Source organism: Chryseobacterium sp. RU33C (genome assembly GCF_900156015.1).
Taxonomy (GTDB): domain Bacteria; phylum Bacteroidota; class Bacteroidia; order Flavobacteriales; family Weeksellaceae; genus Chryseobacterium; species Chryseobacterium candidae.
Window position 1 is genome coordinate 17,383 of sequence record NZ_FTMT01000033.1, and the last position, 17,031, is coordinate 34,413.

At 36.6% G+C, this 17,031-nt stretch carries 15 protein-coding genes; 8 read left to right on the forward strand and 7 right to left on the reverse strand.

Going from position 1 to position 17,031, the window contains the following annotated elements; genetic code table 11:
• The first annotated feature begins 297 nt into the window (after window positions 1–297).
• The 3 genes from BW946_RS19955 (at window position 298) to BW946_RS19965 (ending at window position 5,125) form a co-directional block, all read left to right on the forward strand.
• The gene (locus BW946_RS19955) at window positions 298–1,374 is read left to right on the forward strand and encodes an FAD-dependent monooxygenase (RefSeq protein ID WP_076597845.1); all 1,077 of its coding nucleotides are present in this window, start codon (window positions 298–300) and stop codon (window positions 1,372–1,374) included.
• Between the two features lie 2 nt (window positions 1,375–1,376).
• Window positions 1,377–2,534, forward strand: a complete 1,158-nt coding sequence (locus BW946_RS19960; protein ID WP_083688932.1) for a pyridoxal phosphate-dependent aminotransferase — start codon at window positions 1,377–1,379, stop codon at window positions 2,532–2,534.
• A 161-nt stretch (window positions 2,535–2,695) separates the two neighbouring features.
• Complete coding sequence (locus BW946_RS19965) at window positions 2,696–5,125, forward strand: TonB-dependent receptor plug domain-containing protein (RefSeq protein WP_076597847.1); 2,430 nt, start codon at window positions 2,696–2,698, stop codon at window positions 5,123–5,125.
• Window positions 5,126–5,292: 167 nt separating this feature from the next.
• Here the strand turns inward: BW946_RS19965 and BW946_RS19970 are convergent, their stop codons facing one another.
• The gene (locus BW946_RS19970) at window positions 5,293–6,510 is read right to left on the reverse strand and encodes a PQQ-dependent sugar dehydrogenase (RefSeq protein WP_076597848.1); all 1,218 of its coding nucleotides are present in this window, start codon (window positions 6,508–6,510) and stop codon (window positions 5,293–5,295) included.
• 202 nt (window positions 6,511–6,712) lie between these two features.
• On the opposite strand from BW946_RS19970, the gene uvrB reads away from it, so the two are divergent.
• The gene (gene uvrB / locus BW946_RS19975; RefSeq protein WP_076597849.1) at window positions 6,713–8,704 is read left to right on the forward strand and encodes an excinuclease ABC subunit UvrB; all 1,992 of its coding nucleotides are present in this window, start codon (window positions 6,713–6,715) and stop codon (window positions 8,702–8,704) included.
• 74 nt (window positions 8,705–8,778) lie between these two features.
• Here uvrB and BW946_RS19980 read toward each other — a convergent pair whose 3' ends face one another.
• The 4 genes from BW946_RS19980 to BW946_RS19995 form a co-directional block, all read right to left on the reverse strand.
• Window positions 8,779–9,006, reverse strand: a complete 228-nt coding sequence (locus BW946_RS19980) for a DUF3820 family protein (protein WP_076597860.1) — start codon at window positions 9,004–9,006, stop codon at window positions 8,779–8,781.
• A gap of 21 nt (window positions 9,007–9,027) precedes the next feature.
• Complete coding sequence (locus BW946_RS19985; RefSeq protein WP_076597850.1) at window positions 9,028–10,107, reverse strand: AI-2E family transporter; 1,080 nt, start codon at window positions 10,105–10,107, stop codon at window positions 9,028–9,030.
• A 14-nt stretch (window positions 10,108–10,121) separates the two neighbouring features.
• Window positions 10,122–10,850 (reverse strand): beta-carotene 15,15'-monooxygenase, encoded by a 729-nt coding sequence (locus tag BW946_RS19990; protein WP_076597851.1) that lies wholly within the window; start codon window positions 10,848–10,850, stop codon window positions 10,122–10,124.
• 72 nt (window positions 10,851–10,922) lie between these two features.
• Entirely contained in the window at window positions 10,923–11,648 is a 726-nt protein-coding gene (locus BW946_RS19995; protein ID WP_083688933.1) for a hypothetical protein, read from the reverse strand.
• 45 nt (window positions 11,649–11,693) lie between these two features.
• On the opposite strand from BW946_RS19995, the gene BW946_RS20000 reads away from it, so the two are divergent.
• Entirely contained in the window at window positions 11,694–12,671 is a 978-nt protein-coding gene (locus BW946_RS20000) for an aminodeoxychorismate synthase component I (protein ID WP_076597853.1), read from the forward strand.
• A complete protein-coding gene (locus BW946_RS20005; RefSeq protein WP_076597854.1) occupies window positions 12,655–13,281 on the forward strand; it encodes an aminotransferase class IV in 627 nt (208 codons plus the stop codon). The genes BW946_RS20000 and BW946_RS20005 overlap by 17 nt, the downstream gene beginning before the upstream one ends.
• Window positions 13,282–13,283: 2 nt before the next feature.
• Here BW946_RS20005 and menD read toward each other — a convergent pair whose 3' ends face one another.
• A complete protein-coding gene (gene menD, locus BW946_RS20010; protein ID WP_076597855.1) occupies window positions 13,284–14,954 on the reverse strand; it encodes a 2-succinyl-5-enolpyruvyl-6-hydroxy-3-cyclohexene-1-carboxylic-acid synthase in 1,671 nt (556 codons plus the stop codon).
• A gap of 84 nt (window positions 14,955–15,038) precedes the next feature.
• Between menD and BW946_RS20015 the strand changes: the two genes are divergently transcribed.
• Window positions 15,039–15,989, forward strand: coding sequence for an isopenicillin N synthase family dioxygenase (locus tag BW946_RS20015; RefSeq protein WP_076597856.1), 951 nt, complete (start codon window positions 15,039–15,041; stop codon window positions 15,987–15,989).
• A 102-nt stretch (window positions 15,990–16,091) separates the two neighbouring features.
• On the opposite strand, the gene BW946_RS20020 is transcribed toward BW946_RS20015, so the two are convergent.
• Entirely contained in the window at window positions 16,092–16,364 is a 273-nt protein-coding gene (locus BW946_RS20020; RefSeq protein ID WP_076597857.1) for a hypothetical protein, read from the reverse strand.
• Window positions 16,365–16,592: 228 nt separating this feature from the next.
• Here BW946_RS20020 and BW946_RS21555 point away from each other — a divergent pair, with 228 nt between their 5' ends.
• The gene (locus tag BW946_RS21555; protein ID WP_170872114.1) at window positions 16,593–16,754 is read left to right on the forward strand and encodes a bacteriocin-like protein; all 162 of its coding nucleotides are present in this window, start codon (window positions 16,593–16,595) and stop codon (window positions 16,752–16,754) included.
• Window positions 16,755–17,031: the final 277 nt, after the last annotated feature.

Genomic DNA, 17,031 nt, shown 5'->3' on the forward strand with positions numbered 1-17,031 from the left:
TTTTATACATTAACATTCGAAAACTTGTCAAACAGAATAAACTTATAGGTTCTTACTATAATTACCACCACACCATTAACACCTTATAACCAATCAGATAACACAAATGAAAATAAATCAATCATATTAATTTATTACAAACGATACCCAATGCTTTTCATCTGTTTTTTATAAAACAAAAATAAAATTGACACATTTTTTGAAATAGTAAAGGTTTTTAATTCTAATTTTGTATTTATCTAAAGGAGATAAAAAATTACTTACAAAACCAACCTGAAAAATACTTTATTCCGAAAAATGAAGAAAATTGCTGTCGTGGGCGCCGGTATTTCCGGCTTAAGCATGGCGAATTACTTAGAAAAGCACAAAATCGACTACCACATTTACGAAAGGAGAAAAAAGAAAGATCTGGCAGGTCACGGTTTTCTCATTCCGAAGGAAGGAATGGATTATCTCTATCAAATCATTAATCCTGATCATCTTCTCCAACACGGAAATTTTCTGAAAAAATATACACAATATTCTCATACCGGGAGAATTCTGGCAGAGAAAGAACTGGACAATGTTTTCGCGATTTCAAGGCACTCATTAATCAATTTGTTAGCCCAGAATATCTCTCATGAAAAAATAACCTACGAGGAAACCATCATCCCGGATGATCAACACACCGGAAAATTAAAGCTTTCTGACGGAACTGATATTGATGCGGATATTGCTATCATCTCTGATGGCTCCAGAAGCCGCACCAGAAGGAATCTTTTTAAAGATGAAACGATGAGGGTGGCAAGGGAAAGTGAAGTAGTGAATATCATTCAAAATAAAGAAATTTCAGCTTCTATTGAAAAGGATTTTATGAAGTTTCATCATGAAGATGGGGGACTGACTTTCGGAATCCTTAAACTTTCTGACGATACTGTTCTCTGGTACTCACAGTTTGACAACCAGAAATACATGATTAACGGGTGTTCTACCGAAAATTTAAGGAAATATATGCTGGAAGTTTTTGAAAACTGGCATCCTATAGTCCCGGAAATCATACAGAAATCATACTATAAAAATGTACATTTATGGAATGTTTATGAACTGGAAAAGCTAAACCCTTTTTACAAAGATAACTTTGTGTTCATCGGGGATGCAGCTCATCCACTCATACCATTTACCAGCCAGGGAGTCACCTCTGCTCTGAAAGACTCTTTCTTATTAACGAAATATTTAGTTGAAGAAGAGAATATGCAGACTGCCTTCAGTAAATACGAGATTGAGAGAAAACCTGAAATCGAGGTTCATATTCACAATGGAAGAGCATTACTAAATCAGTTTTTACTTCCACTCAGCCAACAGACAGAAAACATTATCCCCATATCTTATAAATAAATATGTTCACCAATAACGACATTAACTTTGAAGCTCTGAAAAGAAAGGCCTATAACGGAAGATGGGCCACCCTGGAAGACGGAATCATTCCTCTTACGGCAGCTGATCCGGATTTCAGAACAGCACCAGAAATAGAACAGGGAATCATTGAATACATAAAGGATGGCTACCTAAGTTACGGCCCGTTTTCCGGACTTCCGGAATTTAAGAAAAGTGTTGCAGATCATTTTAATCATGAAAAACACGGGAGCTTTTCACCCGAAAACGTATTGGCAGTGAATAGTGCCGCCCAGGGAATGTTTCTGATTGCATCTTACGTCCTTAATCCCGGTGATGAAGCCATTATTCTGGATCCTGTAGATTTTCTTTTCAAAAAATCTGTAGAAACAGCAGGTGGAAAAGTAATGCTTTGCCCCGTAGATACAACAACAGGAGAAATTGATTTTGAAAGACTGGTTTCTTTGATTAATTCCAAAACCAAACTTATCAGCATATGCAACCCGCACAATCCGCTTGGTAAAGTTTATTCCAAAGAAGTTTTAATACAGGTGGCGGAAATTGCAGCGGCTCATGATCTTTGGGTGATGAGTGATGAAATCTGGAGTGATATTGTTTATGATCATAAAGGTTTTCATACTTATTCATCCGTATCAGAGAAGGCGAAGAGAAAAAGCTTTACCGTGTATGGGTTTTCAAAATCATTCGGAATAGCAGGATTAAGAATAGGTGCCGTCCTGTGTAATGATCAGGATATTCTCGAAGACTTTACAGAGAAATCCAATTTCAATTCCACAATAGAAGGGGTCTCCACTTTATCACAGATCGCAGGAAGCGTAGCCCTTGAAAAAGCAAAACCATGGTATAAAGAGTTTCTGGCTCATTTACAAAATAACCGAGATCTTGCTTTCAGATTATTAAGCCGTTCGGAAATTGTAACGCCTAATCTGCCTGAAGCTACTTTTGTACTGTTTCCAAAGATTGAAAACGGAATGTCCGGCGATACATTCGCTCAGCACGTTCTCACACAAGGAAAAGTAGCCATTGTTCCGGGATCAGAAAGATGGTTCGGAAAAGGAGCGGAAGGGCATATCAGAATTTGCTTTTCCACATCACAGGAAATTTTAGAAGAAGGAATTAACAGAATCATTAGAAGCTTTTAACATTAAAATTTTAAACTAAATTCAAGTAATGGGTTATTATTTTTCCTAATTTACCACAAATCGTTATAAAATTAAGAAATCTATACTAAAAATTTTATTTTAATATGGATTTAAAAATAAATATTGATAATTTTGATTAAATCACTACTAAAATTATTAATATGAAGATAAAATACATCAGTATCATTTTACTTGGAGCTTCTACCTTCACCTATGCCCAGCAGATAAAAGATACTTTGAAAGAATCAAAGATCGACGAAGTAGCCATTACCGGAAGCCGTAACAAAAAGAGAACAGTAGTCAATACTCCTGTTCCTATTGATATCATCGACATTAAGCAGGTGAGCCAGTCTACAGGGCAGATAGAAATCAACCAGCTTTTGCAATTTTCCGCACCTTCTTTCAACTCCAACAAACAATCAGGATCTGACGGTGCTGATGCTGTAGATCCGGCTACATTAAGAGGTCTTGGTCCTGATCAAACCTTACTTTTACTGAATGGAAAAAGATATCATCAGTCTTCACTGATCAACCTTTTTGGAACCAAAGGAAGGGGAAATACCGGATATGATATGAACACCATTCCGATTGGAGCCATAAAAAGAGTGGAAGTCCTTCGTGACGGAGCATCAGCCCAATATGGTTCGGATGCTATTGCAGGAGTAATTAATGTTATTTTGAATGACAGAAATAATGGTTTTGAAGGAAATCTATTCACAGGTATGAATCTTTTCAAAAGTCCAGGTAATAATGACGTTGTATCAGATCACAAAGTAGACGGAACTACCTTTGATTTCAGTGGAAATCTGGGAACTAAAATAGGATCAAAAGGCGGTTTTGGAAATTTCACAGTAGAATTTGTTAATAAAGATTACGCCATACGAAATGCTAATCCTGATGTTTATACAGCACCAAGACAGCGTTTCGGAGATGCCAAAGCTCAAAATATTTACTTTTTCGGAAATATTGAAGTCCCGTTATCCGATGGATTGAAATTTTATTCCCGTCAGGGCTTTTCCCATAGAAATACCAAAGCTTATGCATGGACAAGAACACCGGATGCAGACGGCAATATTCCAGAAGTTTACCCTACAGGATTTAACCCGGTTGAAAACACCAGCATTACGGATTTCACATTTGACAACGGATTAAAGTTCAAAGTTGCAGACTGGGATGTAGATTTTTATAATGCTTTTGGCAACAACAGATTTACTTACCAGATAGACAATACAATTAATGCCACTTTAGGAGTCAAATCTCCTACAAGCTTTAATGCGGGAGGACATTCTCTGCTGCAGAATACAACTGGGTTCAACGCTGTGAAGCAGTTCAAAGTACTGGAAGGGCTTAATGTTGCTTTCGGGTCAGAGTTCAGATATGAAAAATTTGATATCATCAAAGGAGAAGAGGCTTCTTACACCATGTATGATAAAAACGGAAATCCTGTGACGCCAGATACCCCTGAAAGTTTACTGGTAACCAATCCTTTAAATAAAAATAGCGTAAGGCCAGGCGGTTCGCAGGGATTCCCGGGTTATTCTACAGATATCGGCAAAAGCAGAAATAACTTTGCTGCCTACATAGATACTGAATTGGATGTGACTAAAAACTGGATGATAAGCGTTGCCGGAAGGTTTGAAAATTATAATGATTTCGGAAGTACGCTGAATGGTAAGTTTGCTACACGATATGCATTTACTCCTCAGTTTGCTTTCCGTGGATCCGTTTCTACAGGGTTCAGAGCGCCTTCTCTGGCTCAGAAATACTACAGCCAACAGTTTACCAACTTCCAGGGCGGACAATTGGTCACTATTCAACTAGCATCTAATGATAGCAAAATCGCAAGTAGTCTGGGAATACCTCAACTGAAACAGGAAACCTCTGTGAACGGAAGTGCCGGGTTTACGTTCAACACAGGAAAATTTACAGCGACAGTAGATGGATATTATATCGAAGTAAAAGACAGGATCGTTCTTACCGGATATTTTGCACAGGGAGATTTGCCGGCAGATGTCCAGGCAGAAAATCCATTTATTGACCAGGTACAGTTCTTTTCTAATGCGATTGATACCCGCACGAAAGGGATTGATCTTATATTAAGCTATAGTGAAAATCTAGGTTCCGGAAAGCTTACCGCTACCTTAGCCGGAAACTATAATGATATGGAAATCACCAAAGTAAACACTTCAGAACAGCTGGCAGGAAAAGAAGATATTTACCTGAGTGCAAGAGAAAAAGCATTTATTCTTGCTTCTGCTCCGAAGACAAAAGTGAATTTAAATCTCAATTATAAGCTCAGCAAATTCAATGCAAATCTGCAGTTAGTAAGATTTGATAAGGTTACTCTGATTGGTTATGACGGTACAGAACAGGTCTATAATCCAAAAGTAACCACCGATCTTTCTTTTGGCTATGAATTCTCTAAAAACCTGAATCTGACTTTAGGAAGCAAAAACCTGTTCAACAGATATCCTACCTTGCAAACCACTCAGGTAAGTGATGGAAATACAGAATCCGGTGGCATTTTTGACCCTGTACAGATGGGATTTGCCGGAAGACAGGTTTTCGCCAGACTTAATTTTAAATTTTAATGGAATAAAAAGAAACTGTATCAAAGGTTAATAATTTCACCTTTGTTATTCTGACGAAGGAAGAATCTCATTTATAAACCAATAACATAAGATTCTTCACTACATTTCTGAACTACGTTCGCAAACTTTCAGTCTGTGTTCAGAATAACATTTTGATACAGTTTTTTCTATTTTTTTGAAATCTTATACAATTTGCCACTGTCGGTTACCGCATACAGATTCCCATCCATCCCGTTTAATACATCACGGAAGCGTTCTTTCTGATCTGCAAGAAGACGTTCTTCACCTACTACTTTATTATCTTTCATGACAATTCTGTCAATATGCTCGCCACTTAAACATCCGATAATGAGATTTCCTTTCCATTCCTCAATATTTCCCGTATAAAAAGTAATTCCGCTTGGTGAAATCACAGGATCCCAATAATAAACCGGTTGCTCTGTTCCTTCTTTTTGGGTAATTCCCTGTCCTACTTTATCTCCTGAATATTCAATTCCATAGGTTACATCTCCCCATCCGTAATTCTTTCCCGGCTGGATCAGATTGATTTCATCACCTCCTCTCGGACCCATTTCAACATCCCAGAGATTGCCATTAGGATCAATAGCCATTCCTTGCGGGTTTCGGACTCCATAAGCATAAATTTCCGGTTTATATCCTGATTTTCCGATAAAAAGATTTCCCGGAGCAGGTTTACCATCCTTTGTGATCTTTAAAATTTTACCAAGATAATTATCTGTCTTCTGGGCATACATGCGGGTAACTTTATCTGATCTTTCTCCTGTACTGACAAATAAATGTCCATCTTTATCAAAAGCAAGACGGCTTCCATAGTGTTTATCACCATCATAAGAAGGTTCTGCACGGAAAATAACTTTTACTTCTGAAATATTTTTAAGATCTGCAGACAGCTTTCCTTTTGCTACAGATGTTAAGTTTCCTTTTCCAAATGGTTCCGAAAAACTGAAATAAATAATATTGTTAGTTTTAAAATCAGGATCAAGCGCTACATCCAGCATTCCGCCTTGTCCTTTTGAATCTACTTTTGGAAAACCATCTATTTTTGACACCTGTTTTCCATCTGCTGAAACAACATTCATATAGCCTTTCTTATCGGTGATGAGAAATTTACCGTCAGGTAGATTGATAATCCCCCATGGTCTTCCCAAATCTTTATTCAGTATTTCAACATTATAGGCTGCTGTTGTCTTTACAGCCTTAATTCTTGTCTGCCCTTTAAATGCCGGCTTATAGTCAGAATTAGGATTTTCTGTTTCTACACTTCCGTCATTTCCTGTCTTCTGAGCATTGGCATGATTCTCTTTGCATGAAGATAAAAAAAGAAAAAGGCTTACTACAGGAATATAAAATTGATTCATTTTCATAGTGTTATGATTAGGTTTTACCAAAAGAATGGAAAAATAATGCCAATAAAATTAACTCTAAAATAGTATTCTTAAGAAAGAAAAAAATTTACCTTCTCAATACTCTCCAATATGTTAAAGTGTTTTTATCAAAATATTCACCGTCAAAACATTAGACAGTCTAATAATTTCTTTCGTATTTTTGTTATATACATTCTTTTCTATGGATTTTAAGCTTCAATCAGAATATAAACCTACCGGAGATCAGCCTCAAGCTATTGAAAAGCTTACCGAAGGAATAGAGGTCGGTGAGAAATATCAGACACTTCTTGGAGTTACCGGCTCCGGAAAAACCTTTACTGTTGCGAATGTTGTTAAAAATGTTCAGCGCCCAACTTTAGTACTAGCCCACAATAAAACTCTTGCTGCACAGCTTTTTATGGAGTTCAAAGAGTTCTTTCCGGAAAATGCCGTAGAATACTTTGTAAGCTACTATGATTACTACCAGCCTGAAGCTTATATTGCTACAACAGGAACTTATATTGAAAAAGACCTGAGCATCAATGAAGAAGTTGAAAAGCTCCGTCTTTCTGCCACCGCAAGTCTTCTTTCAGGAAGGAGAGACGTATTGATAGTGGCTTCTGTTTCATGCATTTATGGTATCGGGAATCCAACGGAATTTCATAAATCTTTAATCTCCATTGCCATTGGTGAGAAAGTGACAAGAACAGCACTTCTCCATTCATTAGTTAATGCATTATATGCCAGAACACTAAATGAATTCCAGAGAGGAACGTTTCGTGTGAAAGGAGATGTGATTGATGTTTTCCCCGCTTATACTGATAACGCAATCAGAATTCAGTTTTTTGGAGATGAAATTGAAAAGATTCAAAGTTTTGACCCGGTAACAGGAAATGTAGAAGATAATTTTGATCAGATACAGATTTATCCTGCCAATCTTTTCGTAACATCAAAGGAAACTTTAAATGGAGCCATCAAAGATATTCAGGACGATATGGTAAAACAGGTTGATTTCTTTAGTTCTGTCGGAAAACCATTAGAAGCAAAACGACTCCAGGAAAGAACTGAACTGGATCTTGAAATGATCAAAGAGCTTGGCTATTGCTCAGGAATTGAGAACTACTCAAGATACTTAGACGGTCGTCTTCCGGGAACAAGGCCTTTCTGCCTGATTGATTATTTCCCTAAAGACTTTTTAATGGTTATCGATGAAAGCCACGTTACCGTTCCCCAAGTTCATGCCATGTACGGTGGTGACCGAAGCAGAAAAGAAGCATTAGTAGAGTATGGCTTCAGACTTCCGGCAGCAATGGACAACAGACCGTTGAAGTTTGAAGAGTTTGAAGCCATTCAGAATCAGGTTATTTATGTTTCTGCAACACCTGCAGATTATGAACTGGAAAAAACAGGTGGTGCTTATATAGAACAAATCATCCGTCCTACAGGACTTTTAGATCCGATTATTGAAGTAAGACCATCATTAAATCAAATTGATGACTTAATGGAGGAAATCCAGAAAAGGGCCGATGCTGATGAAAGAGTACTGGTGACTACTTTAACCAAGAAAATGGCGGAAGAACTTACGAAATACTTCACCAAATTCGGAATCAGAACGAGATATATTCACTCAGATGTAGAGACCCTGGAGCGTATTCAGATCATGCAGGATCTACGTTTAGGCCTTTTTGATGTGTTGATTGGGGTTAACTTATTGAGAGAAGGTCTGGATTTACCCGAAGTTTCTCTGGTTGCCATTCTGGATGCTGATAAAGAAGGAATGCTGAGAAGCAGAAGATCGATGATCCAGACCGTAGGACGTGCCGCAAGGAATGTGAATGGAAAAGCAATCATGTATGCAGATAAAATCACAAAATCTATGCAGGCTACGCTGGATGAAACCGAATACCGACGTGCCAAGCAAATGCAGTACAATGAAGATCACGGCCTGAAGCCAAAAGCATTAAATAAAAAGATATCCGAAAATCTCGTAGGAAGAAGCAAAGACTTCCCTGATGAAAAATATACGCAAAAAGAAATCCTTCAGAAAGTTGCCGAAACAAAAGCAACCTATGCCAGTGAAGATATCGAGAAAATGATTGCCCAGAAACAAAAAGAAATGGAAGCAGCAGCAAAAAATCTTGATTTTATTAAGGCAGCCAAGCTGAGAGATGAAATTTCAGCATTGAAAGCGTAAAAGAATTGATTATAAATAGTTTCGGCGGCATCTTCGATGCCGCCGAAACTATTTATAAATGGTATATTTTAATTTTACAGTCCTTTTCTTACTGCGGCCCGGATAGGAGTCAAAAGATCCATCAAACCATTTAATTTGATCTCGTAAACCGTTGAAAGCTGCATTCCCAATTTTCCTTTTGGCATTCCGTTTCTGTTGAACCATTCCAGGTAGCTCACCGGAAGATCAACCAGGACTGTTCCTTCGTATTTCCCGAAGGGCATTTTCATGACACAGATTTCTTTTAGTATTTCGGGATTAATTCCTTCCACGTTTTTATCTAATTAAATTAATTTTTCTTTAATATCATCCTGGCCAGGCAGTTCAAGGTCCGGAGGTGTTTCTTCATCCGAAAATTCATTTCTGTATACCTGAACCAGAAGAAGAGTCAATGAGATCAGAATAGGACCAAAAATAAGCCCCATAAAGCCAAACAGATTCATTCCCATAATGATTCCAAATACCGTATTCAGTGGATGGATGTTTTCCAGTTTCTTTAAGAAAGTAAAACGAAGAAGATTATCGGTAAGACCTACTACTACAAGACAGTAGATTGCTAATCCTATCCCCTGTCCTGTATTACCTTCCGCAATCATAAAGATACACACAGGAACATATATAATAGCAGTTCCTACAACTGGAATCACTGAAGCAGCAGCAGTTAGTGCAAAAAGCAGAACAGCTCCCGGCGCACCAAAAATCAAATAACCTATGAGTGCTACAATTCCCTGTCCTAATGCTACAACGGGAATTCCAATAGCATTTGCCATGATCAGTTTTCTCATTTTATCGCCAATCAGAGAGATGTTTGCTCTCTTCAGCGGGGCAGAAGAAGTAAGAATCTTTTCAAAGAGCCTTGGTCTTTCCAGCATAAAATAGAGAATAAAATACATGGACATTACTATTGTAAGAGTATTGAATGTCCCACTGACTGCTGAAGTAGAAAATTTCCCTACATTATCCTTCAGTTTCGCCATATTCTCCTTGCTTAGAATATCAAATCCTGTTTTAGAGAAGATATAAGAATGGATTTTATCCAGGAAAACATTGAACTTGGCCATATAAGCCTGTGCATTTCCCAATTTATCAATAATCAGATCGGCAATAAAATAAATCGGAAGAATAAGAACGATAAGACTTGCCAACATCAATGCAAACGCAGCCAGTGACGGTTTCCATTTCTTTTCTTCCTGCAGATAAAAATTGTATTTTCTGCAGACTACATAAATGGTAATCGCCCCCAACACTGAGGGAATAAACAATGCCAGATTAAAGCAGATCAATCCGGCCAATACCAGAATGATAGCCAGTAACGACATCTGCTTTATCGCAACACTGCTTATTTGTTTGTCCTTATTCATCATGTATTTTTATATTTTTATTTGCTGTACATAATTTGTCTTGGTTTTCCTAAGAAAGCACAATAGGTTGAGTACATTACAATCATAATAAACGGAGCTGTCAGGATGATCCCTATTCCGCAAAGAATAACCCCTGCAATAGAAATCAAAAACCCTAAAAATCCGGTCAATAAGAAAGTTCCATAGTTTTCTTTAGCAATGTTGAACGACTTTGATAAAGCTTCTGTAGCTGAAGCATTTTCAAATAACAGAATCGGATATCCTATTAAAAGGAAAGGATATACAAAAATGATAGGCAACACACACAATGCCAGAGCAATGGAAGAAATTATCCAGGCAAGAAGACTATAAATCAAAATGTTTACAAAATTCTGGCGGTATCCGATAAAAAGATCAGAAAATTCAATCGGGCTTTTGGTATTGTATTTATTGACCATATAGATCAATCCTACATACAAAGGAGATAATAAAAGCCCGAAAAGGCTGGAAGCTCCCATATACAAAGGAAGTCCCGGAGCGCTCCAGTAATTAAAATCTCCTCCTGAAGATTTCATCTCCTCCATCATAGAAGCAGAATCAAATCCTGTAAGCATCTGAATAACAGATCCTCCGATCAGGTAGATGATCATGGCTACAATTCCGTAACCGAAAACGCCTTTGTACATTTCAAAAGCATGAGAAATAATTGATCCCGTATCTCTGTTAGGTACAGAACCCTGCTGATCAAATTCGTTAAATTCAGACATAGTTTAAATATTTAATGATTTTACCAAATTTACTTTTTTTTAGTAAAAAATCCCATTAAACACGAATGAATTTTAACTTTTCTCCGAAAAGACTGTTTTATACAATGAATAAATCATTGCATTCCAAAATGGAAATGTGAAAAGACCTCCAATCAGGAACAAGGCAAAACCTAAGTACTTGAATAGAAAAGCAACAATTACACATACCATTATTTCAACGAAATACATTTTAAGCGCTTTAAAATTCAGGGAAATGGATTCGAAAATCCTTTTATTGGTGAAGAACATCAATGGAGCGACAAATAGTGTTACTGCCACCCAGATTACAGCTAATACGACAGTAGGAAGGGTAAACCTGTAAATAAAGAACCAGAAAAGAAAATAGCCCACATACTTAAAAAAGTTAAGTCCGTTATATCCGGCAAACAAATCTCCTATCACAATATTTTCTTTAAGATCAAGCTTGCGGAAAATCTGAAACATCCCGAGATTCAACGGATACAGAAATGCTGTTGTTCCCCAGATTGCCAATGTAAACATCTGATAATTTTCAGTTGCCGTTATTGCTTCCATTTTTTTCAAATAAACCTGAGTCCCCTGCATAAAAGCTTCCTGCAATTCTTTATTATAAGAAAAAATGCCATACTTCTCTCCGAAAAGCATCACCGCAGTAAGCAGTATTCCAAAAAAGACGATAGAAAACATCAGCTGAAAAACGAGGGTTTTATTCCAGTAAAAAAATGCCTGCTTCAATATAAAATCTATTCCTGGTTTCTGAGGATATTTATTCTGCATCATAAAAAAATTTATGCAAAAGTAAACATCAATAAGTACTTTTGCAGAATGTTTTCAGTGAATCATCAAAAATTTATGGAAATGGATGAACTTTCTCTTCAGAAGGTTCCCTATTTTTTCATCATCGACTTTCTCTCGGAGAATGTTGAAATCTATCAGGAACATGAAATTAAAAAAGAGAGGTTAATTATTGATTTCCAAACATTTTCAAACACAAAAGAGACACATAAGCTGAATAAAAAAGTCGTCTGGAAATCCTATCCTGAAACATTGGAAAACTTTCAAACAGGTTTTGATAAAGTTCAGGAAAATATTCGTTTAGGAAATTCCTATTTAGTAAATTATACCAGAAAAACACGAATTGAGACGAATTTAACCTTAGAAGAAATTTTTTATCATTCAAATGCGAAATACAAAGTTTTTTATAAAGATTTTTTTGTATTTTTTTCTCCTGAAACTTTTGTAAAGATCATTGACGGAAAAATTTTCACCTATCCCATGAAAGGAACCATTGATGCATCTATTGAAAATGCAGCAGAAATTCTGAAGAATGACAGAAAGGAGAAGGCAGAACATTACACCGTAGTAGATCTGCTCCGGAATGATCTGAGTATGGTGGCTGATGATGTAAAGGTAGACCAGTTCCAGCATATTGACTTTATCAAAACCCAACAAAAGGATCTGTACGCGATGAGTTCTGAAATTTCAGGAAAGATAAAACCTGAATTTGAAGGAAAAGTAGGAAGTATTATGCAGAAAATTCTTCCTGCAGGCTCTATTTTAGGAGCTCCCAAACCTAAAACACTGGAAATAATTCTGGATGCGGAAGGATATGACAGAGGATATTACACGGGAATTTGCGGCTGGTTTGACGGCCAAAATGTAGACAGCTGTGTAATGATACGCTTTATTGAAAAACAGGAAGACCAATTGTATTTCAAAAGCGGAGGCGGTATAACGCACATGAGTAAATTAGAAGACGAGTATCAGGAAATGAAAAATAAAATCTATGTCCCAATTCATTGAAAGCATTAAAGTAGAAGATCAGGAGATTTTTCTATTGGATCTACATCAGAAACGTGTCAATCATACATTTTCCCATTTTGGGAAGGAAGACTCTATTGATGTGGCCAAGATCTATAAAAATCTGCGGCATGATGAGGATGGTCTTTTCAAGTTGAGAATTGCTTATGACCTTGACAAAAGAATCAGAACACAGATGATTCCTTACGCTATTCCTGAAATACAGGATTTTCAGCTGGTAGAAAACAATAGCTTTGATTATTCATTCAAATTTGAAGATCGTAAGGAACTGGAAAAAATGAAGATGAAAGCTAAGGCAGAAGAAATTATCATTGTCAAAAACAATCATATTACGGATACCTCTTTCTCCAATATCTTATTTTTAAAAGGAAAAGACTGGTTTACTCCTTCTACTTATCTGTTGAATGGAGTGCAGAGGCAGCACCTTTTAAAGCATAAAAAGATCAAAGAAACGGAGATCACTTTACAGAACATAAAGCAATTCACCCATTTCCAGATTATTAATGCGTTGAATGATTTTGATGATATGTTTATCTATCCTATCGACAGAATTATCAATCTGCCAGGGAATGAAGAATATCTTGATCTTTAAATCTACTTCATAAACTCAAAATATGACTTCAGTATATCTGCACTGTTCTTCCCGAGAGTATTTACTTCCAGGATTTTTGGCTGTACATCAGGTTTAAAGAAATTCTCAAGAACTCTGTCCAGCGTAAGTTCGTCCTCTACTCTGATATAGGAGAATCCGAAATGCTTTGCAAGAGATTCGGCGTTCTTGCGGTGCTTTGTGGCAATAAATTCGTCTAATGTATTCGGATTGGCATTTCTGGGGCCCGGAATAATTTTAAAGATATTTCCTTCACCGTTATTGAAGATCATAATTCTTACAAACGGTGGAATATATTGATTCCAAAGACCATTGATATCATAAAAGAAACTCAGGTCACCTGTGATCAATAAAGTTGGATTTTCATTTTTGATGGCAAATCCCATTGCCGTAGAAGTAGATCCGTCAATACCGCTTGTTCCTCTGTTACAATAAATCTTTCTCTTCCCGAAATCAAACAGCTGAGCATATCTGATCCCTGAAGAGTTACTGAAATGAATGTTATAGTTTTCAGGAATGGCTTGTGATGCTTTATTGAAAAAATAGAAATCTGAAAAATCAATTGTATTCAGAAACTGTTCGTGTTTAGCATCTTTTTTATCCCTTAAAACATCCCAAAGATTATAATACGGTCTAGGCTCCAGATTAATAAACTTCAACAGTTTTGAGAAGAAAACCTCTGGCTTCACCTCTATCTTTTCTGTCAATGAGAAATACGTATCAGGCTGCCACACTTCATCCAGATGCCAGTGCTGTTTAGGACGGGCGCTTCTAAGGAATTGTTTCACTTTTTTGGAAACTACATTCTGACCTACTGTAATCAACAGGTCAGGAGCGTAAGTTTTATAATCCTCTTCCGTAAAATTGAAAATATAACGGTCTATATGTTTGAAAAACTTCTCATGGTATAAATTTGAATTGGCTTCACTCAATACTACCACAGAATGGTTCTTCACCAACTGAGTCAGCTGGTTTTCCAGTTCCGGGCTGTAATCTCTTGTTCCCACCAGCAGCATAATTCTTTGGGAAGTATGCCATTCCGCAATCAGATTGGACGGAATTTCATATTCTTTATGTTTGATGGTCTTTTCTACCGTTGGAAAAGTAGGAAGCTCTGAAACCAGCTCATATAATGGTTCTTCCAATGGAATATTAATGTGTACCGGACCTTGCTTCTCAAAACAGAGTTCAATAGCTTTTTTAATGATATCGAAATTAATATCTTCCGCATTTTCTTTGCTGTCTTCCAAAAGCTGGAAGTCACCATAGGAATGCTGATGAAAAACATCCTTCTGTCTGATCGTTTGCCCATCGAATATATCAACAAAATCAGTCGGTCGGTCTGCTGTAAGTACCAAAAGCGGAATGTTCTGATAAAACGCTTCAGTAACCGCAGGATAATAATTAACCACCGCAGATCCGCTGGTACAGGTAATAGCTGCCGGCTTTTTCTCACTCTTCGCCATTCCCATTGCCACGAAAGCGGCACTTCTTTCGTCTACAATGCTGTAACAGTTGAAACCATCTATCTCTGAAAAATGGATAGCCAAAGGAGCATTTCTTGACCCCGGAGAAATTACGATATCTGCAATTCCGTACTGCTGAAGAAGATGTGCAAGTATTTGGATACTTCTCTTAGAAGAATATTTTTTCATACAGCAAATTTAACTTATAAATAATGATTTTAAAATCATTTAATTTAAAAAAAATGTAATTTTGCTGTTCGTAAATTTCTAAAAATGGATAAAATACCTAGTGTAGACCTGCGTGATTTCCTTTCGGGTAACCCGGAACGCAAACAGAAATTTGTAAATGAAATCGGAAAAGCTTATGAAGAAATTGGTTTTGTAGCCTTAAAAGGCCACTTTCTTGATGACAACCTAGTGGATGATTTGTATGGAGAGGTAAAAAACTTTTTTGAACAGCCAGTGGAAACGAAACAAAAGTATGAGATTCCAGGAATTGGTGGCCAGAGAGGTTATGTAGGATTCGGTAAAGAAACTGCAAAAGGTTTCAAAAAAGGAGACTTAAAAGAATTTTGGCACTTTGGGCAGTATCTGTCTGATGATTCAAAATACAAAAGTGAGTATCCGGACAACGTAATCGTTGAAGAACTTCCAAGATTCAACGAAGTTGGTAAAGAAGCATTCCAGATGCTTGAAAAAACAGGACAGTATGTGTTAAGAGCGTTAGCATTACACCTTGGTTTAGATGAATTTTATTTTGATGACAAAATCGCAGAAGGAAATTCTATTTTAAGACCTATTCACTACCCGCCAATCACTGAAGAACCGGATGATGCAGTAAGAGCAGCTGCCCATGGGGACATTAATCTTATTACTCTTTTAATGGGAGCACAGGGAAAAGGTCTTCAGGTTCAAAACCACAACGGAGAGTGGATAGATGCTATTGCAGAACCAGATGAGCTGATGATTAACGTTGGAGATATGCTTTCTAGACATACCAACAACAAGTTGAAATCTACTATCCACAGAGTGGTAAACCCACCAAGAGAAATGTGGAGTACTTCAAGATACTCAATTCCTTTCTTTATGCATCCCATCAGTGCAATGTCTTTAAATGCACTTGATAACTGTGTAGACGAAAACAATCCTAAATTATACGAAGATACAACTGCCGGAGAATTCCTGCATGAAAGATTGATCGAACTGGGATTGATCAAAAAATAAACGCAATGGCTGTCTCAAATTAAGACAGCCATTTTTACTATTATATTTCACTTGGAAATATGCAACAAGCGTACATACCATTGTACATCTATAAAACCTATACTATCCTGTTATACAGTAAAATTCCGGACACGGCGTAGGCTGTGTAAAAGTTCCCCACGGACAGATACAAGTATAAGAATCACCACCGCCACCAGGATTTTCTCCACCTCCGGGGCCTTCACCATAAGGTACACATTTTCCATTTGAACAAATTTCTCCGGCAGAGCATCCTCCTTCTCCAGGTCCTCCTCCTTCAAAACAATATGCCGGAAAATTAATTCCTGCAACAATACCCTTTCTGTCTTCTCTTGAAAGTTTTTTTAAATTTTTCATAATTTTTGATTTTTGGTATTTCCTACTCTATAAGCTTTTCGGATAACGCTTATTTAAAAATAACATTTATTTTATTAATAATCAATACTTTAAATTAAATCCAATGATTAATATAGCTCTTAAGAGATCTTATTATGTTAAATTTCTATTATTAATTAAACAAATATCATTTAATTAATAATATTTTAACTATTTTTACATTAACTACAAATTTTTAATCAAAACAATATGAAAAATCTAAAAAAACTAAAAAAGAACCAATTAAAGAACATTTCAGGAGGGGCTAATCTTCCTGAACCAGATTTCTGTATGTATTATTGCAACGGAGTTGTTGTTTGTGCCACATGCAGTGACAACTTTAAATGTCCGGACACCAATAGTGATAAGTAAGATTCAAAATCAAAATTTCATAAATGGAACCACTTCTTTACAGAGGTGGTTTTTTATTTCTTTTGGCTTAAAATAAAGTAGATTTGAGCCACACGGACATATTTATCAGGAAATTGTACTTCTTATTTGTGATAATCGATTTATGAGCTTAAAAAAAGGAAAGAATATTATTCTCCCAATAGAATAGATAAACATTCTTTTCCAATTATTTCTTTTCCAATGGCGTCTTTCTTTTTCATTTGCGCCGTTTCTTTCTACTGTTTCATTCCGCAGGAAT